This is a genomic window from Pseudomonas sp. MWU16-30323 (assembly GCF_020515595.1).
In the GTDB taxonomy this organism is placed as follows: domain Bacteria; phylum Pseudomonadota; class Gammaproteobacteria; order Pseudomonadales; family Pseudomonadaceae; genus Aquipseudomonas; species Aquipseudomonas yamanorum.
In genome coordinates this window covers 287,797-306,974 of the sequence record NZ_JAIWYM010000004.1, presented here as the reverse complement: position 1 = coordinate 306,974, position 19,178 = coordinate 287,797, and the positions used below count along the sequence as shown (strand labels likewise).

The 19,178-nt window shown below is 62.2% G+C and carries 23 protein-coding genes; 20 read left to right on the top strand and 3 right to left on the bottom strand.

Going from position 1 to position 19,178, the window contains the following annotated elements; genetic code table 11:
* Positions 1-9: 9 nt before the first annotated feature.
* Positions 10-423, bottom strand: a complete 414-nt coding sequence (locus LIY45_RS07810) for a VOC family protein (protein ID WP_226475879.1) — start codon at positions 421-423, stop codon at positions 10-12.
* A 47-nt stretch (positions 424-470) separates the two neighbouring features.
* Between LIY45_RS07810 and LIY45_RS07805 the strand changes: the two genes are divergently transcribed.
* Positions 471-1,397: a LysR family transcriptional regulator gene (locus tag LIY45_RS07805; RefSeq protein ID WP_226475878.1), complete on the top strand. Its 927-nt coding sequence runs from the start codon at positions 471-473 to the stop codon at positions 1,395-1,397.
* Here LIY45_RS07805 and LIY45_RS07800 read toward each other — a convergent pair.
* Positions 1,376-1,657, bottom strand: coding sequence for a hypothetical protein (locus tag LIY45_RS07800; RefSeq protein WP_226475877.1), 282 nt, complete (start codon positions 1,655-1,657; stop codon positions 1,376-1,378). The genes LIY45_RS07805 and LIY45_RS07800 overlap by 22 nt on opposite strands.
* 162 nt (positions 1,658-1,819) lie before the next feature.
* Positions 1,820-2,266: a DMT family transporter gene (locus LIY45_RS07795; RefSeq protein ID WP_017478404.1), complete on the bottom strand. Its 447-nt coding sequence runs from the start codon at positions 2,264-2,266 to the stop codon at positions 1,820-1,822.
* A gap of 278 nt (positions 2,267-2,544) precedes the next feature.
* Between LIY45_RS07795 and LIY45_RS07790 the strand changes: the two genes are divergently transcribed.
* The 19 genes from LIY45_RS07790 (at position 2,545) to LIY45_RS07705 (ending at position 19,137) form a co-directional block, all read left to right on the top strand.
* Positions 2,545-2,940, top strand: a complete 396-nt coding sequence (locus tag LIY45_RS07790) for a DUF2946 domain-containing protein (protein WP_226475876.1) — start codon at positions 2,545-2,547, stop codon at positions 2,938-2,940.
* Between the two features lie 46 nt (positions 2,941-2,986).
* Complete coding sequence (locus LIY45_RS07785) at positions 2,987-3,469, top strand: copper chaperone PCu(A)C (protein WP_226475875.1); 483 nt, start codon at positions 2,987-2,989, stop codon at positions 3,467-3,469.
* A gap of 64 nt (positions 3,470-3,533) precedes the next feature.
* Positions 3,534-3,905 carry a DUF2946 domain-containing protein gene (locus LIY45_RS07780; RefSeq protein ID WP_226475874.1) on the top strand — a complete coding sequence of 124 codons (372 nt, stop codon included), beginning with the start codon at positions 3,534-3,536 and terminating at the stop codon, positions 3,903-3,905.
* A 93-nt stretch (positions 3,906-3,998) separates the two neighbouring features.
* Positions 3,999-6,071 carry a TonB-dependent copper receptor gene (locus LIY45_RS07775; RefSeq protein WP_226475873.1) on the top strand — a complete coding sequence of 691 codons (2,073 nt, stop codon included), beginning with the start codon at positions 3,999-4,001 and terminating at the stop codon, positions 6,069-6,071.
* Between the two features lie 118 nt (positions 6,072-6,189).
* Positions 6,190-7,572: a PepSY domain-containing protein gene (locus tag LIY45_RS07770; RefSeq protein ID WP_226475872.1), complete on the top strand. Its 1,383-nt coding sequence runs from the start codon at positions 6,190-6,192 to the stop codon at positions 7,570-7,572.
* Between the two features lie 152 nt (positions 7,573-7,724).
* On the top strand, positions 7,725-7,859 hold the full coding sequence (locus tag LIY45_RS30690) for a hypothetical protein (RefSeq protein ID WP_260525256.1): 135 nt from the start codon (positions 7,725-7,727) through the stop codon (positions 7,857-7,859).
* Positions 7,860-7,869: 10 nt separating this feature from the next.
* Positions 7,870-8,658 (top strand): ABC transporter ATP-binding protein, encoded by a 789-nt coding sequence (locus LIY45_RS07765; protein WP_226475871.1) that lies wholly within the window; start codon positions 7,870-7,872, stop codon positions 8,656-8,658.
* Positions 8,655-9,602, top strand: a complete 948-nt coding sequence (locus LIY45_RS07760; protein ID WP_226475870.1) for an ABC transporter substrate-binding protein — start codon at positions 8,655-8,657, stop codon at positions 9,600-9,602. Before LIY45_RS07765 ends, LIY45_RS07760 begins: the two co-directional genes overlap by 4 nt.
* Positions 9,599-10,609, top strand: a complete 1,011-nt coding sequence (locus tag LIY45_RS07755; RefSeq protein ID WP_226475869.1) for an iron ABC transporter permease — start codon at positions 9,599-9,601, stop codon at positions 10,607-10,609. The genes LIY45_RS07760 and LIY45_RS07755 overlap by 4 nt, the downstream gene beginning before the upstream one ends.
* A gap of 183 nt (positions 10,610-10,792) precedes the next feature.
* The gene (urtA, locus tag LIY45_RS07750; protein WP_003217372.1) at positions 10,793-12,058 is read left to right on the top strand and encodes an urea ABC transporter substrate-binding protein; all 1,266 of its coding nucleotides are present in this window, start codon (positions 10,793-10,795) and stop codon (positions 12,056-12,058) included.
* 132 nt (positions 12,059-12,190) lie between these two features.
* Complete coding sequence (gene urtB, locus LIY45_RS07745) at positions 12,191-13,693, top strand: urea ABC transporter permease subunit UrtB (RefSeq protein WP_226475868.1); 1,503 nt, start codon at positions 12,191-12,193, stop codon at positions 13,691-13,693.
* Positions 13,693-14,772, top strand: a complete 1,080-nt coding sequence (gene urtC / locus LIY45_RS07740) for an urea ABC transporter permease subunit UrtC (RefSeq protein WP_226475867.1) — start codon at positions 13,693-13,695, stop codon at positions 14,770-14,772. Before urtB ends, urtC begins: the two co-directional genes overlap by 1 nt.
* 23 nt (positions 14,773-14,795) lie before the next feature.
* The gene (gene urtD, locus LIY45_RS07735; RefSeq protein ID WP_017478392.1) at positions 14,796-15,629 is read left to right on the top strand and encodes an urea ABC transporter ATP-binding protein UrtD; all 834 of its coding nucleotides are present in this window, start codon (positions 14,796-14,798) and stop codon (positions 15,627-15,629) included.
* 116 nt (positions 15,630-15,745) lie between these two features.
* On the top strand, positions 15,746-16,444 hold the full coding sequence (gene urtE / locus LIY45_RS07730) for an urea ABC transporter ATP-binding subunit UrtE (RefSeq protein WP_017478391.1): 699 nt from the start codon (positions 15,746-15,748) through the stop codon (positions 16,442-16,444).
* Positions 16,445-16,474: 30 nt separating this feature from the next.
* Positions 16,475-17,314, top strand: coding sequence for an urease accessory protein UreD (locus tag LIY45_RS07725; RefSeq protein ID WP_226475866.1), 840 nt, complete (start codon positions 16,475-16,477; stop codon positions 17,312-17,314).
* 148 nt (positions 17,315-17,462) lie between these two features.
* Positions 17,463-17,765 (top strand): urease subunit gamma, encoded by a 303-nt coding sequence (gene ureA / locus LIY45_RS07720; protein ID WP_003217383.1) that lies wholly within the window; start codon positions 17,463-17,465, stop codon positions 17,763-17,765.
* Positions 17,766-17,774: 9 nt separating this feature from the next.
* The gene (locus LIY45_RS07715) at positions 17,775-18,296 is read left to right on the top strand and encodes a GNAT family N-acetyltransferase (RefSeq protein WP_017478389.1); all 522 of its coding nucleotides are present in this window, start codon (positions 17,775-17,777) and stop codon (positions 18,294-18,296) included.
* A 5-nt stretch (positions 18,297-18,301) separates the two neighbouring features.
* On the top strand, positions 18,302-18,832 hold the full coding sequence (locus tag LIY45_RS07710) for a GNAT family N-acetyltransferase (RefSeq protein WP_226475865.1): 531 nt from the start codon (positions 18,302-18,304) through the stop codon (positions 18,830-18,832).
* Positions 18,829-19,137, top strand: coding sequence for an urease subunit beta (locus tag LIY45_RS07705; protein ID WP_226475864.1), 309 nt, complete (start codon positions 18,829-18,831; stop codon positions 19,135-19,137). The genes LIY45_RS07710 and LIY45_RS07705 overlap by 4 nt, the downstream gene beginning before the upstream one ends.
* Positions 19,138-19,178 lie beyond the last annotated feature (41 nt).

Here is a 19,178-nt window from a genome sequence, read left to right as displayed (position 1 = left end):
GAAGAGCAATCAGTAAATGGGCCAACAGCCCGGTGTCAGCAGTTCGACGAGGTTCGCATCCGGGTCACGGAAGTAAACGCTCGATCCGCCCTTGGGCCAATGCGTACGCCCTTCGATGGCGATATCGGCCGCGCCCAGGCGCGTCTCCCAGGTCGGCAGGTCTTCGGCATCGATGGCAAAGCAGATATGAATACGCCCGCTGGCGTCGTGGGGTGGGATCTCGCCGCCGCTCAAATACTTGGTCTGCACGGAGGCGCCCCGTTTGAACAGCAAGAGAGTATTCTGTTGGCCAACGTTGAACGCGACGAGCACGCTGCTCTCAACCATCACTTCCAGTTGCAGGTGCTGGCTGTAAAACGCTTTGGCGCGTTCAAGGTCATCCACGTACAGCGCGGTCTCAATAATTCGTTTGATTTGAGGCATGTTTTGCTCCTTTTTAAAGGGTTGCTCCCTGAAATGGAATTCATCGCATGGTCACGGTCTTACTGCGCAACATCGATTTGAATCTGTTGGTGGTACTCCATGCACTGCTGACCGAAAAACACGTCACCCGCACGGGGGAGCGGCTGAATTTGAGCCAGCCGGCCATCAGTCATTCCCTGAGTAAGTTGCGAGTGCTGCTGGACGATCCGATCCTGATCCGCAAGGGCAATGAGGTGATGCTTAGCGCCCTGGCGCAAAACATCCAGGACCCGCTGCGCGAGATTCTCAGCCAGATTGAAACGCTGTTCGGCAAGTCCATCGACTTCGACGCGGCCCGTTCTCAACGCACCTTCCAGTTGGCGATGTCGGATTATGGCGCGGCGATTATCCTGCCCAAATTGCTGGTGCGACTGCGTCGAGAGGCGCCGAACACCACCCTGGTGGTGACCCAGGGCAGCCGGCACGGGATGTTTGAGCAAGTGGCGCAGGGCAAGATCGACCTGGCCCTGGGGGTGTTCCCCAGCCTGACGCCCGATGTGTCGATGGAAGTGTTGTTCGAGGAAAGTTTTTCCTGCCTGCTCGACCGACGGACCTTGTCCAAGGAAGGCATGCTGGACCTGGAGAGCTACCTGGAGCGCCCGCATATCCAGGTGTCCATGGACGGTGGCGCCAATGGCGAAGTCGACAGCGTGTTGCGCGCCGAGGGCTTGCGCCGTCGTATCGCCGTGAGCGTGCCGCACTGGCGCACCGCGCCAGGCTTGTTGCACAACACTGACCTGATCCTCACCGTCGCGACGCGAACCCTGGAGGACACTCTGCTTAACCCGGACCTGGTGCAATTGCCGCCACCGTTCAGCATTCCGCGCTTTCCGTTTGTGCAGATCTGGCACCAGCGTTTCTGTGACGATCCGGCACATGCGTGGTTGCGCGATCAAGTCAAGCAAGTGGTGGCTCATACCGTACTGGTCGATTGATCGGGGCGCAGGCGTAAACGCAGGTCTTGCCCCAGTTGGGCGGCGGCATAGCGCCAGGCCAGTGGCGAGACCGGGTTTTCCGCGCGTTCAGCCAACTGTTCGATGGACTCTTCCGAGACCTGGCGCCAGGCGGCCAGGGGCAGCTTCAGGTTAAGCGCGTCTTGGAAGTGCTCAGGCAGGCCCATCAAAAAGCGGTCGGTCATCTCGTCGGTCAAGGGGCCGTCGAACACCGGCCAATGGTTGAAACCCTTGGAAGTCATAACGCTGGTTTCCTGCTGCGGTAAAGAAAAGGCACGCGCACCCAGGTGCCGCGTGCCCGGCTTTCATAGGGTGCAGATCAGCCCGGTTAGCAGGCAGTTGCGCTCGAAATCATCCCAATAGCCTTTAGGGTGCTTGGCCCGTTCGGCTTCGCAGGTTTGTTTTCAAGTGCGCGTAGTAATAAGAAAACCTCCAATGACGACGATTACGCCGACCAGTTTATTAATATTAAGAGACTGCTTGGGAAAGCCGATCAGGCCAAAGTAGTCAATCGCGATTGAAACGATAAGCTGGCCGACCAATACCGCCATGATGAAGTTCAGCGCACCGAGCCGGGGGGCCATCAATAAGGCGACGGTGATGTAAAACACACCTGCGACACCGCCCATCCAAATCCACCACGGACCTTCTTGTACCGCCGACAAGTTCGGACGGGGCGCTTTGACAACAATGATGACAACGATGAGGACGACCAGACTGACCAACAAGGAAACTGCGGTTGCCCACAAAGGGTGGCCCAGGAGACTGCCTAATTTTGCGTTAGTCCCGGCTTGCAAGGGCACTGCGAAGCCGGCGAATAAGCTGAGCAGGACAAACATCAGTAAGGTCATGGAGTGCACTTTCCTTTTTTTTGAAGTTTTACGGTGATCGGTTTGTCGGCGCCAATTCTTTGTTTTGATGAGTTGTATTCGTCGCACTGATCAGCCGGAAATTTCCGTGGACGGCCTCCACATTCGAATCGGGCCCATTTGAAAAAAATGGAAATCCCTGATTCCCGTCTATCCTGAAACCCAGCACTGCGACACCAAACCACACCGCTCCTTTTTACTTATCCCCCCCGATCAGGCTAAATACCCACCTGATCGCTTAACCCTACGGATTGTCCGCCATGGCCCGTCAACGCTTTGCATTTGCCTGGATCGCCTGCTTTGCAGTGCTGTTCAATGCGTTTGCCATGCCGATGGCCGGGGCGATGCAGCGTTCGGACAATGCCCTCGACCAACTGCTCTGGGGCAGTTTCTGCTCCTCCAATGCCAACAAGCTGACGGCGATTGCCCTGGGCAAGCTGGAGATTCCGGCGCCGCAGCAGGACGATCACTCCACCATGCAGCATTGCTGGTGCTGCTCGGGCTCGGCGCCATTAGTGGCGTTGCCGGGGCACTCACCAACACTGTATTTCGCACGATTCGACGCGGTGCAAGACCTGCCACCGCCGTCATTGCAATCCCCTACCCCGCGCCAGCAATGGCCAAGCCTTAACCCCCGCGCCTCTCCAACGGTCTGATTTCTTCGCAAGTGAACTGCGTTTAGAACCGTTCTGGAGAACTGCCATGCTCAAATCTTCCCTGCTTCTGGCTGCGTTGTTGCTGCCGGTGTGTGCTGCTGCCAATGCCGAAGACTTCAAGGTCGGCGAACTGGTGGTCAGCGAACCCTGGTCCCAGGAACTGCCGCCCAACGCGCCGACCGTCGCGGCGTATTTCGTGATTCATAACCAGGGCGAAAACGCTGACCGGCTGCTCAGCGTCGACACGCCCGTGGCCGCCAAGGCCGAGCTGCATGAGCATGTGATGCAGGGCGACCTGATGAAGATGCAGCAGGTGCCCAGCGTCGCGGTGCCGGCCAAAGGCGACCTGACGTTCGCCCCCATGGCCTACCACGTGATGCTGCTGGACCTGAAGGACCGCAGCGCATTGCGTGACGGCCAGCATTTCCCGCTGACCCTGAATTTTGAAAAGGCCGGGCCGGTGAAGGTGCAAGTGTCGGTGCAGAAGCAACCGCCCATGGCCGGCCACGAGCACATGCACGCCCAATAGATAACGCTTGATGGGCGCCCCACGCGCCAGGTTGTCGCCACACCGCCGTAAGCCTGTGAGCCTTATGCGCGGCAGCTGGATCAGCCTGTTCGCCATGCTGATGATCTTTATCGGTCCGCTGATTTCCCAAGCGATGCCGATGGATCATCACGCCGGTATGTCCATGGAAATGTCCATGGACGGCCCGAGCTGCCATGGCGACGCATCGCCTGCGACCGACCACAACAAGGCCCCCGACGAACACCACGTGCTCTGGGAAAAGTGCGGCTATTGCAGCCTGCTTTTCAGTTGCCCGGCGCTGCCGGTCAGCGTGTCGTTTGTCACCCTTGGCAGCCCGCCACCCGCCAATGCCCTCATCCCCGCCCCACGACTGGGGCATGCCCGGCAAACCGTGTTCCCCGGTGCCCGCAGCCGCGCCCCACCCATCATCGCGTAAGCACTTCACACCGTTACTTCACCCCGGCCGACTTTAGACAGACAGCCGCAGGCTGCTGGCCGTGTTGTTTACGAATGATTGATGGAATTTTTCATGTCCAGGTTTTCTGCTGACACCCGTTTGGGATGTACTCCCGTGTTCGCTGTTCTGTGTGGCGCGCTGCTGGTTCCACAGGTCCACGCCGACGAGCACGCCGACCACAATGAACTGAGCCCGACGGTGATCACCGCGATCGCCCCCAGCTCCCCGCTGACCGTCGTCACTGACCCGAAAGACCCGCGCCAACCGGTGCCCGCCAGCGATGGCGGCGACTACCTCAAGACCATCCCCGGCTTCGCCCTGGTGCGCAACGGCGGCACCAACGGTGACCCGGTGCTGCGGGGCATGTTCGGCTCACGCCTGAACATCCTCACCAACGGCAGCATGATGCTCGGCGCCTGCCCCGGCCGGATGGATGCGCCCACCTCCTATATCTCGCCGGAAACCTACGACAAGCTGACGGTCATCAAAGGCCCGCAAACCGTGCTCTGGGGGCCGGGTGCTTCGGCGGGCACGGTCCTGTTCGAACGCGAGCCCGAGCAGTTCGGCGAGCTGGGCACGCGGGTCAACGCCAGCATCCTGGCGGGCTCCAACGGGCGCTTCGATAAAGTTGTCGATGCGGCAGCCGGCGGGCCGCTGGGGTATGTGCGGGTGATCGGCAACCAGGCCCACGCCGACGACTACAAGGACGGCAACAACGACACCGTTGCCTCGCGCTACGACAAGTGGAACGGCGACGTGGCCGTGGGCTGGACCCCGGACGCGGACACCTTGCTGGAACTCACCGCTGGCCGTGGCGATGGCGAAGCCCGCTACGCCGGGCGTGGCATGGATGGCTCGCAGTTTTTGCGCGAGAGCCTCGGATTGCGCTTCGAGAAATCGAATATCGGCGAGGTGCTGGATAAGGTCGAAGCGCAGGTCTACTACAACTACGCCGACCATGTGATGGACAACTACACCCTGCGCGTCCCCTCAGGCACCGGGATGATGGCCGGGCCCATGGCGGCCAACGTCGACCGCCGCACCCTCGGCGCCCGCATCAAGGCCACCTGGCGCTGGGCCGATGTGCAGTTGATCAGCGGCCTTGATGCACAAACCAACGAACACCGCGAACGCAGCGCCATGGGTGTCGACACCTACAAGGACCTGCCCCGCAGCAAGGATGCCAACTTCCACAACTACGGGGTGTTCGGCGAACTGACCTGGTACGCCGCCGACCGCGACCGCCTGATCACCGGCGCCCGCGTCGACCGCGCCTCGGCCAAGGATTTCCGGCAAACCATCAGCTCCGGGATGATGAGCAGCCCCAACCCCACCGCCGGTAAAACCCGCGCCGATACGCTGCCGTCCGGCTTTGTGCGCTACGAGCACGATCTGGCGGACAGCCCTACCACCCTGTACGCAGGGCTTGGGCATTCGGAGCGTTTCCCTGATTACTGGGAGCTGTTTTCTCCCGACACTGGGTCGGTCGGTTCCGTGAATGCCTTCGACGGGGTGAAGCCTGAAAAAACCACCCAGCTGGATTTTGGCCTGCAATACAAATCCGCCGATCTCGACGCCTGGGCCTCGGGCTACGTCGGCCAGGTGCGCGATTTCATCCTGTTCGACTACCAGCCGGGAATGATGGGCACCACCTCCCAGGCGCGCAATGTGGACGCGCGAATCATGGGCGGTGAACTGGGCGCAGCCTACAAGCTGACCGCCAACTGGAAAGCCGACGCCACCTTCGCCTACGCCTGGGGCAAGAACAGCAGCGACGGCAAGCCGCTGCCGCAGATCCCGCCGCTGGATGCGCGCTTCGGGCTCACCTACAGCCAGGACGACTGGAGCGCCGGCGCCTTGTGGCGGGTGGTCGCGGCGCAAAACCGCATCGACCAGAACAAGGGCAACGTGGTGGGCAAGGACTTCGACAAGAGCTCGGGCTTTGGTGTGTTCTCGCTGAACGCAGCGTATCGCATCAACAAAAACTTCAAGGTCAGCACCGGCGTCGACAACCTGTTCGGCAAGGCGTACGCCGAACACCTGAACCTGGCCGGCAACGCCGGGTTCGGCTACCCGGCCAATGACCCGCAAGCCATCAAGGAACCGGGGCGTACGCTCTGGACCAAGGTGGACATGAGCTTCTAAGCGCATCGCAGGCAAACCCGCTCCCACAGTTGCAATGCATACCCCTGTGGGAGCGGGCTTGCCCGCGATGGCGTCCTCGATAACACAAAAAATCCAAGCCTTTGCGGAGCACACCCTGATGAACCCACCGAAGATTTCCTTCTACAACCTGGCCTGGCGCTGGCATTTTTACGCCGGGCTGTTTGTCGCCCCCTTCATGGTGCTGCTGGCCCTGACCGGCATCATCTACCTGTTCAAGCCTCAGCTCGACCCGCTGATGTACGGCAACCTGCTGACGGTGCAAAGCGCCGAGCACGCACTGAGTGCCGACGAGCAACTGCAACGCGCCCAGGCCGCCTATCCCCAAGGCAAGATCAGCAAGTACCTGCCCCCTGCCGACACCACCAGCAGCGCGCAATTCGTGATGCATAACGACGGTCACGACGTGACGGTATTCATCGACCCGTATCGCGGCACCGTGCTCGGCGAACAGGACGCCAAGTACAACCTGCAAGCCATCGCCCGTGCGCTGCATGGTGAGTTGATGATCGGCACCGTCGGTGATCGTCTGGTGGAACTGGCTGCCGGCTGGGGCGTGATGCTGGTGATCTCGGGCCTGTACTTGTGGTGGCCGCGAAACAAGTCAGCAGCGGGCATTTTGTGGCCACGGCTGGGCAGTCGCGGCCGGCTGTTCTGGCGGGACTTGCATGCGGTCGCCGGCTTCTGGGGCGCGGCGTTCCTGCTGGTGATGCTGCTCAGCGGCATGACCTGGACCGGCTTCTGGGGCAAGCAATATGCGGAACTGTGGAATAGATTCCCGGCGGCGATGTGGAACAACGTACCGCAGTCCGACCAGCAGGCCCGCAGCCTCAACACCGCGAGCCAACAGACCGTGCCCTGGGCGATGGAAAACACGCCGATGCCAATGTCCGGCGAGCATGCCGAGCACATGAAACACGCCGGCATGAGCCAGGGCCCGGCAGCCCCGGGTATCCGCCTGCAACAGGTGGTCGACCTTGCCAGCTCACGCAAGGTCGAGCCCGGCTACAGCATCACCTTCCCCACCACTGCCGAAGGCGTGTTCACTATCGCGGTGTTCGCCAACGACCCGCGCAATGACGCGACCCTGCATGTGGACCAATACACCGGCAAGGTCCTGGCCGATGTGCGCTGGGAGCACTACAACAGCGTGGCGCGGGCTACCGAATCCGGCGTGATACTGCACGAAGGCAAGATGTTTGGCGTGGTCAATCAGATCATCGTCTTGCTGATCTGCCTGATGATCCTGCTCAGTGCCGTCAGTGGTGTGGTGATCTGGTGGAAGCGCCGGCCGCAGGGTGGGCTGGGGGTTCCACCGCTGCGCCATGACCTGCCGAAATGGAAAACCGCGATGGTCATCATGCTTGGGCTGGCGATTATCTTTCCGCTGGTGGGCGCCTCGTTGATCGTGGTCTGGGCGTTGGATCGCCTGGTGCTTTCGCGATGGTTTGGCCAACGTGAATCGGCTTCAGGTTCAGCGTGAAACGGGCGAGATGCCCTGCCTGGAGGGGTTATGTAGTCTTGCGCGGGCTTTCGCCCACGCCGCACAAAGTGTTACATTATAACGCCTAATCCGCTCTCCCACTCGCCGCGCCCTGCGGCGAGTACCGCCTCGAAGAAGCGATTTATGGTGCGATGAACAAGTACTATGCGTGCGGCCTGTGCCTGCTCGTCCTGCAATTGAATAACCAGTTCGACGGCACCTACGGCCAGCAATGGACCCCTGGCGAGCCGCGCTCGTTCTTCGTGACAGCGGACTACACCTTTTAATGAGAACTGCATGACATCACTCAACCTCACCAACCTCGCCTGGGCCCCTCCCGGCCACGAGCACTGCCATCACCAGTTCCAACTGCGTGATGCCAGCCTGCGGGTGGGTGCCGGTGAGTTTGTCGGGCTGATCGGCCCCAACGGCAGTGGCAAGACCAGCCTGCTGCGGTGCGCCTATCGGTTCAGCAAGCCGGCCGAAGGTGAGGTGCTGCTGGAACACCAGAACGTCTGGAAGCAATCCTCGAAGTGGTGCGCCCAACGTATCGCCGTGGTGCTCCAGGAATTTCCCGATGCGTTCGGCCTGCGGGTGGATGAAGTGGTCGCCATGGGCCGCACACCTCATAAAGGGCTGTTCGACAGCGACACCGTTGAAGACCGCAACCTGATCCGCCAGGCCCTCGAATCCGTCGGCCTGCTGGGCTTTGAAGACCACGCCTTCGCGACTCTCTCGGGTGGAGAAAAACAGCGGGTGATCCTGGCCCGCGCCCTGGCCCAGCAACCGCAACTGCTGATCCTCGACGAACCCACCAACCACCTCGACCCACGCTACCAGCTGCAATTGCTGCAACGGGTCAAGCGCCTGAACATCGGCACCCTGGCCAGCATTCATGACCTGAACCTGGCCGCAGCGTTCTGTGATCGGCTGTACGTGATCAACCACGGGCGTATCGTCGCCAGCGGCACACCTCACGAGGTACTGACCGCCGAATTACTGCGCGAGGTGTTCGGCGTTGAAGCATTGATCGACACTCACCCCTTGTCCGGCTACCCCCGAATTACCTGGATAACCCAACCATGATCCTGCGCTCCCTGCTGTCTCTCGCGTTGCTGCTCGGCACTTGCCAGGCGTTCGCCGAAGCGACCCATTACCCGCTGAAAATCAAGAGCTGCAACCGCGAGGTGACCTTCGCCGAGGCACCGAAACACGCGGTCAGCCACGACATCAACATGACCCAGATGATGCTCGCCCTGGGCCTCAAGTCGCACATGGCCGGCTACAGCGGCGTCACCGGCTGGAAGTCGGTCACCCCGCAAATGGCGCAGATCCTCGACGGCCTGCCGGAACTGGCGAGCAAATACCCGTCGGTGGAAACCCTGCTCAACGCCAACGTCGACTTCTTCTTCGCCGGCTGGGACTACGGCATGCGCGTCGGTGGCGACCTCACCCCGCAAACCCTGCAACCGTTGGGCATCAATGTCTACGAGCTGACCGAGTCCTGTGCCTTCGTGATGAAGCGCCCGGCGGCCACCCTGGAAGACACCTATAACGACCTGCGCAACCTGGGCAAGATCTTCGACGTGCAGGACCGCGCCAATGCACTGATCGCACAGATGCAGGCACAGGTCGCCGAAGTGCAGAAAAACCTGCCGGCCGACAAGCCTCGCGTGTTCCTCTACGACAGCGGCGAAGACCGCGCCATGACCTCTGGCCGCCTGGGCATGCCCCAAGCGCTGATCGATGCCGCCGGCGGGCGCAATATCCTCGACGACGTGGACGCCAGCTGGACCCGGGTCAACTGGGAAACCGTGGTGGAGCGCAATCCGCAGGTCATCGTGATCGTCGACTACAGCGAAATCACCGCCGAGCAAAAAGAGCAGTTCCTGCTGAACAACCCGGCGCTGCAATCGGTGGACGCGATCAAGAACCAACGCTTTATCGTCATCCCCTACGTGCAAGCCACGCCGGGCATCGACAACGTGGTGGCGGTTGAAACCCTGGCCAAGGGGTTCCACGGCGAATGATCACCCGTCGCTATGCCCTGCTGCTGAGTGCCCTCGGCGCGTTGTTGCTGATCTCGTGCGTGGTCTCGCTGGGGTTCGGCTCGGCGCGGGTGCCGGTGGACGTGGTGTGGCGGATCCTGCTGCATAAAGCCTTCGGCATGGGCGAGGTGGACTGGAGCGCCGGGCAGGAACATATCGTGTGGCTGATCCGCGTGCCGCGCATGTTGCTCGGTGCCCTGGTGGGCGCCGGGCTGGCGTTGATCGGTGCGGTGTTGCAGGCCGTCACACGCAACCCGCTGGCTGACCCGCACCTGCTGGGTGTGACCTCCGGCGCCACCCTCGGCGCGGTGATCGTGGTGTTGCATGTGGGTGAAGTGATCGGCTTGCTGACCCTGCCCATCGCGGCGTTCATCGGTGCCTTGCTGAGCATGATCGTGGTGCTGGCGGTGGCCAGTCGCAACGGTCGGCTGGAGAGCGACCGCCTGCTGTTGTGCGGGGTGGCGGTGTCATTCGTGATGATGGCGGTGGCCAACCTGCTGCTGTTCATGGGCGACCATCGCGCGGCCTCGGCGGTGATGTTCTGGATGCTCGGCGGACTCGGCCTGGCGCGCTGGGAGCTGCTGGCGATTCCCTTCGCCACGGTATTGCTGGGGCTGATGTTGCTGCTGGGCATGGCGCGTCCGTTGAACGCGCTGATGGCCGGCGAACAGACCGCCGTAACCCTGGGCCTGAACGCGCGCAATGTGCGGTTCAAAGTGTTTTTGATCGCCTCCCTGATGACCGGCGTGTTGGTGTCCATCAGCGGCTCCATCGGCTTTGTCGGGCTGATGGTGCCGCACATCGCCCGGCGCCTTGTGGGTGCCGAACACCGGCGTTTGCTGCCGGTGTGCGTGCTGTTGGGCAGCGTGTTCCTGGTGTGGGTCGATGTGGCGGCCCGCACCCTGATTGCCCCCGAAGACCTGCCCATCGGCGTGGCGACGGCGGCGATTGGCGGGTTGTTTTTTATCGGTTTGATGCGCAAGCGCTGACGCCCTTTCGCCATCGCCCCGTTGTAGCGCACATTGGCGCACCAGCGCGCCTTCGGTGCCAGTTCATGGTGCGCCGCTGTCGCTGGCCAAGGCGCAAAAACGACCATTTCCTGCCTTTTGCCGACTAGGCACACCCCTTGCAATCACTCCCTCATCACAACGTTGAGTCATGGAGATTGCACAATGAAGCGTCGCAGCTTGATCAAGGCTTTCACACTGTCGGCATCCATCGCCGCGATGGGCATGACCTGGACGGTGCAGGCCGCCGAGACCATCAAGGTCGGCATCCTGCACTCGCTGTCCGGGACCATGGCAATCTCCGAGACCTCGCTGAAAGACATGGCGCTGATGACCATCGACGAGATCAACGCCAAGGGTGGTGTGAACGGCAAGATGCTCGAGCCGGTGGTGGTGGACCCGGCGTCGAACTGGCCGCTGTTCGCTGAAAAGGGCCGCCAGTTGCTGACCCAGGACAAGGTCGCCGTGGTGTTCGGTTGCTGGACCTCGGTGTCGCGCAAATCGGTATTGCCGGTGTTCGAAGAACTCAACGGCCTGCTGTTCTACCCGGTGCAATACGAAGGCGAAGAGATGTCGCCGAACGTGTTCTATACCGGTGCGGCGCCGAACCAGCAGGCGATCCCGGCGGTGGAATACCTGATGAGCGAAGAAGGCGGCGGTGCCAAACGCTTCTTCCTGCTGGGCACCGACTACGTGTACCCGCGCACCACCAACAAGATCCTGCGTTCGTTCCTGCACTCCAAGGGCGTAGCGGATAAAGACATCGAAGAGGTCTACACCCCGTTCGGCCACAGCGATTACCAGACCATCGTGGCCAACATCAAAAAATTCTCGGCCGGCGGCAAGACTGCGGTGATCTCCACCGTGAATGGTGACTCCAACGTGCCGTTCTACAAAGAGCTGGCCAACCAGGGCCTGAAGGCCACCGACGTGCCGGTCGTTGCCTTCTCCGTGGGTGAAGAAGAACTGCGCGGCATCGACACCAAGCCGCTGGTGGGCAACCTCGCCGCCTGGAACTACTTCCAGTCGGTGGAGAACCCGGTGAACAAGAAATTCGTCGCCGACTGGAAAGCCTATGCCAAGGCCCACAACCTGCCGGGCGCGGATAAAGCCGTGACCAACGACCCGATGGAAGCCACCTACGTGGGTATCCATATGTGGGCGCAGGCGGTGGAGAAAGCCAAGTCCACCGACGTCGACAAAGTGCGTGAAGCCATGGCCGGGCAGACCTTTGCCGCGCCGTCCGGTTTCACCCTGACCATGGACAAGACCAACCACCACCTGCACAAGCCGGTGATGATCGGTGAGATCCAGTCCGACGGGCAGTTCTCGGTGGTGTGGCAGACCCAGGAGCCGATTCGGGCGCAGCCGTGGAGCCCGTACATTCCGGGGAATGACAAGAAGCCGGATTACGCCGTCAAGAGCAACTAAGACCGCCGCACTGATCGTTCCCACGCTCCGCGTGGGAATGCATCCCGTGACGCTCTGCGTCACACAGCGGACGCAGAGCGTCCAAGGCGGCATTCCCACGCAGAGCGTGGGAACGATCTATAGGAAACTGCCATGCCCACTGCCCTCCACCGCTTCATCCTCGCCGCCCTGCTGTTGCTGCCCTTCGCCGCACACGCCAGCGACGCCGAAGACTTCATCAACGCCAACCCGATGCAACAAGCCAAGCTGCTCCAGGACTGGGCCGCCCAGCCCGACCCGGCGCGCATCGAGCTGGTGGACGCCCTGCAACAAGGCCAGATCACGGTCAACGGTGAGACCAAGACCGTACGCCTGAACAACCGCCTGCGCGGCTTGATCGACAACGTGCAAGCCAGCCAGCAATTGCTCGCCGCCGACCCCAAGGTACGCCTTGCCGCCGCGCAAACCCTGCAAAAAAGCGCACAACCTGCGCAGCTGAAATTCCTCGACCAGCAGCTCGCCGGCGAAACCAATGACGACGTACACGTCGCCCTCAGCCTCGCCCTGGCCAACCTGCAACTGGTAGACCCCGACCCGGCCGTACGCCTGGCCGCCGTGCGCTTGCTCGGCGGCACCGGCGACCCGCTGGCCCGCACCCGCCTGGAAGCCTTGCTCGCCCCCGGCGTCGAAGCCGACGCCACGGTACACACCGCCGCCGAGACCAGCCTGGCCCAGGTCAAACGCAAACTGATGGTGGGCGAGATCCTCGGCCAGGCCTTCAGCGGCATGTCCCTGGGTTCGATCCTGCTGCTGGCCGCGCTCGGCCTGGCGATCACGTTCGGCTTGCTCGGGGTGATCAACATGGCCCACGGCGAGATGCTGATGCTCGGCGCCTACTCCACCTATGTGGTGCAGTTGCTGATGCAGCGCTACGTGCCCCAGGCCATAGAGTTCTACCCGCTGATCGCACTGCCGGTGGCATTTTTTGTCACCGCCGCCATCGGCATGGCCCTGGAACGCACGGTGATTCGTCACCTCTACGGCCGCCCATTGGAAACCCTGCTCGCCACCTGGGGCATCAGCCTGATGCTGATCCAACTGGTGCGCCTGGTGTTCGGTGCGCAGAACGTTGAAGTGGCCAACCCCGAGTGGCTGTCCGGCGGGATCCAGGTGCTGCCCAACCTGGTGCTGCCCTACAACCGCATCGTGATCATCGCCTTCGCGCTGTTCGTGGTGGTACTGACCTGGCTGCTGCTGAACAAGACGCGCCTGGGCCTCAACGTGCGCGCCGTGACCCAGAACCGCAACATGGCCGCCTGCTGCGGCGTGCCCACCGGGCGCGTGGACATGCTCGCCTTCGGCCTCGGCTCCGGCATCGCCGGCCTCGGTGGCGTGGCCCTGAGCCAGATCGGCAACGTCGGCCCGGACCTCGGCCAGAGCTACATCATCGACTCGTTCCTGGTGGTGGTGCTCGGTGGCGTCGGCCAGTTGGCCGGTAGCGTCATGGCCGCCTTCGGCCTGGGGATCGCCAACAAGATCCTCGAACCGCAGATCGGTGCCGTACTCGGCAAGATCCTGATCCTCGCGCTGATCATTCTGTTCATCCAGAAACGCCCGCAAGGACTCTTCGCACTGAAAGGACGGGTGATCGACTGATGAACCAGCCATTGATGCTCACAGCCGCGCAAAAGGCCGGCCCCAAGGTGACCGTCGCAGTCGGTGCAGTGCTGCTGATCCTGCTGCTGGCGTTGCCGTTGTTCTCGCTGTTGTCACCGGAAAACCCGCTGCACGTTTCCGCCTATACGCTGACGTTGGTGGGCAAGATTCTGTGCTACGCCATCGTCGCTCTCGCGCTGGACCTGGTGTGGGGTTATGCCGGGATGTTGTCCCTCGGCCACGGCCTGTTCTTTGCGCTGGGCGGCTATGCCATGGGCATGTACCTGATGCGCCAGGCGTCCGGTGATGAGCTGCCGGCGTTCATGACCTTTTTGTCGTGGACCGAATTGCCGTGGTACTGGACCGGCACCAGCCACTTCCTCTGGGCGATGTGCCTGGTGGTGTTGGCACCGGGCTTGCTGGCGCTGGTGTTCGGGTTCTTCGCCTTCCGCTCGCGGATCAAGGGCGTGTACTTCTCGATCATGACCCAGGCCCTGACGTTCGCCGGGATGCTGCTGTTCTTCCGCAACGAGACCGGGTTTGGTGGCAATAACGGCTTTACCAATTTCCGCAGCATCCTTGGGTTTGGCATCACCGAGCCGGGCACACGGGCGGTGCTGTTTGTGGCCACCGTGGCGTTGTTGGTGGCCAGCCTGTACATCGGCTGGCGCCTGGCCCAAAGCAAGTTCGGCCGGGTGCTGACGGCACTGCGGGATGCGGAAAACCGCCTGATGTTCTGCGGCTACGACCCGCGTGGCTTCAAGCTGTTTGTGTGGGTGTTGAGCGCGGTGCTGTGTGGTTTGGCGGGCGCGTTGTATGTGCCGCAAGTGGGCATCATCAACCCCAGCGAAATGTCGCCGACCAACTCCATCGAGGCCGCCGTGTGGGTGGCCCTCGGCGGGCGTGGAACCTTGATCGGCCCGCTGCTGGGCGCCGGTGTGGTCAACGGCATGAAGAGCTGGTTCACCGTGGCGTTTCCTGAGTATTGGCTGTTCTTCCTCGGTGCGCTGTTCATTATCGTCACCCTGTATTTGCCCAAGGGTGTGATTGGCCTGCTGAAGAAAAGGGGCGACCAATGAGGATCACAGCGACGGCGGAATTTATGCTCGAACCTATCCTTGAACCCAATAAAGACCAGGGCAGCGCCCGCGATGCCATCGGCCTCGGCCAGGCGGCCGGCAAAGGCCTGAACACCCGCCACGGCACCATCCTGACCCTGGAAGACATCAGCGTCAGCTTCGACGGTTTCAAGGCGTTGAACGACTTGAACCTGTACATCGGCGTCGGCGAACTGCGCTGCATCATCGGCCCCAACGGCGCAGGCAAGACCACGCTGATGGACGTGATCACCGGCAAGACCCGGCCCAGCCACGGCAAGGCCTGGTTCGGCGAAACCCTCGACCTGACCAGCATGAGCGAAGTGCAGATCGCCCAGGCCGGCATCGGTCGCAAGTTCCAGAAGCCCACGGTATTCGAAGCCCTCAGCGTGTTCGAAAACCTCGAGCTGGCGCAGAAGACCGACAAGTCGGTGTGGGCCAGCCTGCGGGCGCGTTTGAGCGGCGAGCAGAAAGACCGCATCAGCGAAGTCCTCGACACCATCCGCCTGACCGCCTCGGTCAACCGCCCCGCCGGCTTGCTGTCCCACGGCCAGAAGCAGTTCCTGGAAATCGGCATGCTGCTGATGCAGGACCCGCAACTGTTGCTGCTGGACGAACCGGTGGCGGGCATGACCGACGCCGAAACCGAGTTCACCGCCGAGCTGTTCAAGCGCCTGGCGGGCAAGCACTCGCTGATGGTGGTGGAGCACGACATGGGCTTTGTCGGCTCGATTGCCGACCATGTGACGGTGTTGCACCAGGGCAGCGTGCTGGCCGAAGGGTCCCTGGAGCAGGTGCAGGAAAATGAGCGGGTGATCGAGGTTTACCTCGGTCGCTGATGCTTTATGTGGGAGCTGGCTTGCCTGCGATGGCATCGACACGGTGCAACTGATACACCGAGTCGCCTGTATCGCAGGCAAGCCAGCTCCCACAAGGAATTGAGGAGATTTTGAACATGCTGCAAGTCGACAAGCTGCACCAGTATTACGGCGGTAGCCACATCCTGCGCGGGCTTTCCTTTGAGGTAAAAGTCGGCGAAGTCACCTGCCTGCTGGGCCGCAACGGCGTGGGCAAGACCACCTTGCTCAAGTGCCTGATGGGCTTGCTGCCGGCCAAGGAAGGCGCGGTGAACTGGGAAGGCAAGGCCATTACCGGCTTCAAGCCGCACCAGCGGGTGCACGCCGGTATCGCCTACGTGCCCCAGGGCCGGGAGATTTTTGGCCGCCTGACCGTGGAAGAAAACCTGCTGATGGGCCTGTCGCGCTTCCCCGGCTCCGAAGCCAAGGAAGTGCCGGCCTTCATCTACGAGCTGTTCCCAGTGCTGCTGCAAATGAAGCAACGCCGGGGCGGCGACTTGTCCGGCGGCCAGCAACAACAGCTGGCTATCGGCCGCGCCCTGGCCAGCCGCCCGCGCCTGTTGATCCTCGACGAGCCCACCGAAGGTATCCAGCCATCGGTGATCAAGGAGATCGGCGCGGTGATCAAGAAGCTCGCGGCACGCGGTGACATGGCGATTCTGCTGGTGGAGCAGTTCTATGATTTTGCCGCTGAACTGGCTGACCAGTACCTGGTGATGTCCCGGGGCGAAATTGTCCAGCAGGGGCGCGGAGAAAATATGGAAAGCGAGGGTGTGCGCGGGCTCGTTACGATCTAATCTGTAGCGTCCTAACGATAAGCACTGACCATGACCCTACCTGCCCCCACCGCGCTGTTCACCCCCAGCTGGCACGCCGAGCTGGAGCTCGGCTACGCGCGCTTCGGCGACACCACGCGCCCGGTAATGCGCCGCCACCTCGGCCCGCTGCGGGTGCAAAAGCACCTGTACGCCGAAGGCCCCGAAGTGTGCCAGCACATCATCGTGCACCCGCCGGGCGGGATTGCCGGCGGTGATCGCCTCGATATCAGCGCCCATGTCGCCGAGGGTGCCTGGGCGCAACTGACCAGCCCCGGCGCGGCCAAGTGGTACCGCGCCGGCGGTCCGGCCTATCAGAAGCTGGAGCTGACGGTTGAGGCTGGCGCGACGCTGGAATGGCTGCCGCAGGAGACCATCGTGTTCAGCGCCGCCCAGGCCGAACTCACCACCCGCATTGACCTGCAAGGCGATGCCCGGCTGTTCTACTGGGACGTGGTGGCCCTTGGGCGCCCCGCCAGTGGCGAACGTTTCAACCTCGGGCACTTCCAGTCGCACCTGGATATCCGCCGCGACGGCCAGTTGATTTGGCATGAACGCCAGCGCATTGTGGGCGCCGACGGCTTGCTCGACTCGCCCATCGGGCTGGGTGGGCAACCGGTGTTTGCTACCTTGCTGGTGACCGGCGAAATCGACCCTGAACTGCTCGAACAATGCCGCTCCCTGCCCCACGCGGTACGCGGCGACCTGACCCAATTGCCCGGCCTGCTGGTGGCCCGCTGCCTGGCCAGTGAAGCGCTGCTGGCGCGAGGCTGGCTGATCGCGCTGTGGCGCCTGCTGCGCCCGGCCGTGCTGGGCCGAGAGGCTGTATCACCGAGAATCTGGAGCACATGAAGATTAAAAATGTGGGAGCGGGCTTGCTCGCGAATGCAGTGGGTCAGCCAAAGATGCATTCACTGACACACCGCATTCGCGAGCAAGCCCGCTCCCACATTGGATCTCCGGTGTTTTTACGAATGTATTTAATAGTGGACCTTGAACGATGGACCTGACCCCACGGGAAAAAGACAAACTGCTGATCTTCACCGCCGGCCTGGTGGCCGAGCGACGGTTGGCGCGCGGTGTGAAGCTCAACTACCCGGAAACCATCGCCTACATCTCCGCCGCGCTGATGGAAGGCGCCCGCGATGGCCGCACCGTCGCCGAGCTGATGCACTTCGGCACCACCCTGCTCACCCGCGAACAGGTGATGGAAGGCATCCCGGAAATGATCCCGGACATCCAGGTGGAAGCCACCTTCCCCGACGGCACCAAGCTGGTCACCGTCCACCAACCCATCGCCTGAGGCCCGGCCATGTCCTTTTTGATTCGTGATGCGGTGCACGCCGATTTGCCAGGGATTCGCGATATCTACAACGACGCGGTGCTCAACACCACGGCGATCTGGAACGAACAACCGGTAGACCTGGGCAACCGCCAGGCCTGGTTCAGTGCCCGCCAGTCGCAGTTTTACCCGATCCTGGTGGCCGTCGAAGACGAGCAGGTCATCGGCTATGCCTCGTTTGGCGACTGGCGGCCCTTCGAGGGCTTTCGCCACACCGTCGAACACTCGGTGTACGTGCGCAACGACCAGCGCGGCAAAGGCCTCGGCCCACAGCTGATGCAGGTGCTGATCGAGCGGGCGAAAACCTGCGACAAACACGTGATGGTCGCCGCTATCGAAAGCGGCAACCAGGCCTCGATCCGCCTGCATGAGCGCCTGGGTTTCATCACCACCGGGCAGATGCCCCAGGTCGGCACCAAGTTCGGGCGCTGGCTGGACCTGACCTTCATGCAACTGACGCTCAACCCAGGCGCTACGCCGCCCAAGGAGTGACACCGATGAACGCCCAACTGCGTCGAGTCAATGCCGAAAGTTTTGCCCATTACCGTCCGGGTTTGATTGAGCTGTTGCTGGACGCCGTGAAGCACGGCGCCTCGGTGGGCTTCATGGCCGACTTCGATGAAGCCCAGGCCAGCGCTTATCTCAGCGGCGTGCAGGCCAGCCTCACCGACGGCAGCCTGCTGCTGTGGGTGGTGGTGCGCGATGAGCAGGTCATCGCCAGCGTGCAATTGGCGTTGTGCATGAAAGCCAACGGCCTGAACCGTGCCGAAGTGCAGAAGCTGCTGGTGCACAGCGAGGCTCGGCGTCGAGGCCTCGGCCAGCAACTGATGAGCGCCCTGGAACTGAGCGCCCGCCAGTACAAACGCGGGCTGCTGTACCTGGACACCGAAGCCGGCTCCGACGCCGAAGCCTTCTACCAGTCGCTGCGCTATACCAAGATCGGCGAATTGCCCAACTACTGCCAAAGCCCGGACGGGCGCTTCACCCCGACCGCCATCTACTTCAAGACCCTGGGACAACCTGCATGATTCCTGGCGAATTTCAGATCCAGCCTGGCGACATCGAACTCAACGTGGGTCGGCGCACCGCCATCTTGAGCGTGGCCAACAGCGGCGACCGGCCGATCCAGGTCGGTTCCCACTATCATTTTTTCGAGACCAACGACGCCCTGACGTTCGACCGTGCCGCCAGCCGTGGCATGCGCCTGAACATCCCGGCCGGCACCGCCGTGCGCTTTGAGCCGGGGCAGAGCCGTGAAGTGGAACTGGTGGAATTGAGCGGCAAGCGCCGGGTGTTCGGGTTTGCCGGACGCATCATGGGCGACCTCGACTGACCTGTGGCGAGGGAGCTTGCTCCCGCTGGAGTGCGAAGCGC

Coding starts and splice junctions, on each gene's coding strand:
- LIY45_RS07765 (WP_226475871.1), top strand. CDS start 7,870: ATGACATCACTCAACCTCACCAACCTCGCCTGGGCCCCTCCCGGCCAC.
- urtD (WP_017478392.1), top strand. CDS start 14,796: ATGCTCGAACCTATCCTTGAACCCAATAAAGACCAGGGCAGCGCCCGC.
- LIY45_RS30690 (WP_260525256.1), top strand. CDS start 7,725: ATGAACAAGTACTATGCGTGCGGCCTGTGCCTGCTCGTCCTGCAATTG.
- LIY45_RS07790 (WP_226475876.1), top strand. CDS start 2,545: ATGGCCCGTCAACGCTTTGCATTTGCCTGGATCGCCTGCTTTGCAGTG.
- urtE (WP_017478391.1), top strand. CDS start 15,746: ATGCTGCAAGTCGACAAGCTGCACCAGTATTACGGCGGTAGCCACATC.
- urtA (WP_003217372.1), top strand. CDS start 10,793: ATGAAGCGTCGCAGCTTGATCAAGGCTTTCACACTGTCGGCATCCATC.
- LIY45_RS07715 (WP_017478389.1), top strand. CDS start 17,775: ATGTCCTTTTTGATTCGTGATGCGGTGCACGCCGATTTGCCAGGGATT.
- LIY45_RS07780 (WP_226475874.1), top strand. CDS start 3,534: ATGCGCGGCAGCTGGATCAGCCTGTTCGCCATGCTGATGATCTTTATC.
- LIY45_RS07785 (WP_226475875.1), top strand. CDS start 2,987: ATGCTCAAATCTTCCCTGCTTCTGGCTGCGTTGTTGCTGCCGGTGTGT.
- LIY45_RS07805 (WP_226475878.1), top strand. CDS start 471: ATGGTCACGGTCTTACTGCGCAACATCGATTTGAATCTGTTGGTGGTA.
- LIY45_RS07800 (WP_226475877.1), bottom strand. CDS start 1,657: ATGACTTCCAAGGGTTTCAACCATTGGCCGGTGTTCGACGGCCCCTTG.
- LIY45_RS07710 (WP_226475865.1), top strand. CDS start 18,302: ATGAACGCCCAACTGCGTCGAGTCAATGCCGAAAGTTTTGCCCATTAC.
- LIY45_RS07760 (WP_226475870.1), top strand. CDS start 8,655: ATGATCCTGCGCTCCCTGCTGTCTCTCGCGTTGCTGCTCGGCACTTGC.
- LIY45_RS07795 (WP_017478404.1), bottom strand. CDS start 2,266: ATGACCTTACTGATGTTTGTCCTGCTCAGCTTATTCGCCGGCTTCGCA.
- LIY45_RS07810 (WP_226475879.1), bottom strand. CDS start 423: ATGCCTCAAATCAAACGAATTATTGAGACCGCGCTGTACGTGGATGAC.
- urtC (WP_226475867.1), top strand. CDS start 13,693: ATGAACCAGCCATTGATGCTCACAGCCGCGCAAAAGGCCGGCCCCAAG.
- LIY45_RS07725 (WP_226475866.1), top strand. CDS start 16,475: ATGACCCTACCTGCCCCCACCGCGCTGTTCACCCCCAGCTGGCACGCC.
- LIY45_RS07775 (WP_226475873.1), top strand. CDS start 3,999: ATGTCCAGGTTTTCTGCTGACACCCGTTTGGGATGTACTCCCGTGTTC.
- ureA (WP_003217383.1), top strand. CDS start 17,463: ATGGACCTGACCCCACGGGAAAAAGACAAACTGCTGATCTTCACCGCC.
- urtB (WP_226475868.1), top strand. CDS start 12,191: ATGCCCACTGCCCTCCACCGCTTCATCCTCGCCGCCCTGCTGTTGCTG.
- LIY45_RS07770 (WP_226475872.1), top strand. CDS start 6,190: ATGAACCCACCGAAGATTTCCTTCTACAACCTGGCCTGGCGCTGGCAT.
- LIY45_RS07755 (WP_226475869.1), top strand. CDS start 9,599: ATGATCACCCGTCGCTATGCCCTGCTGCTGAGTGCCCTCGGCGCGTTG.
- LIY45_RS07705 (WP_226475864.1), top strand. CDS start 18,829: ATGATTCCTGGCGAATTTCAGATCCAGCCTGGCGACATCGAACTCAAC.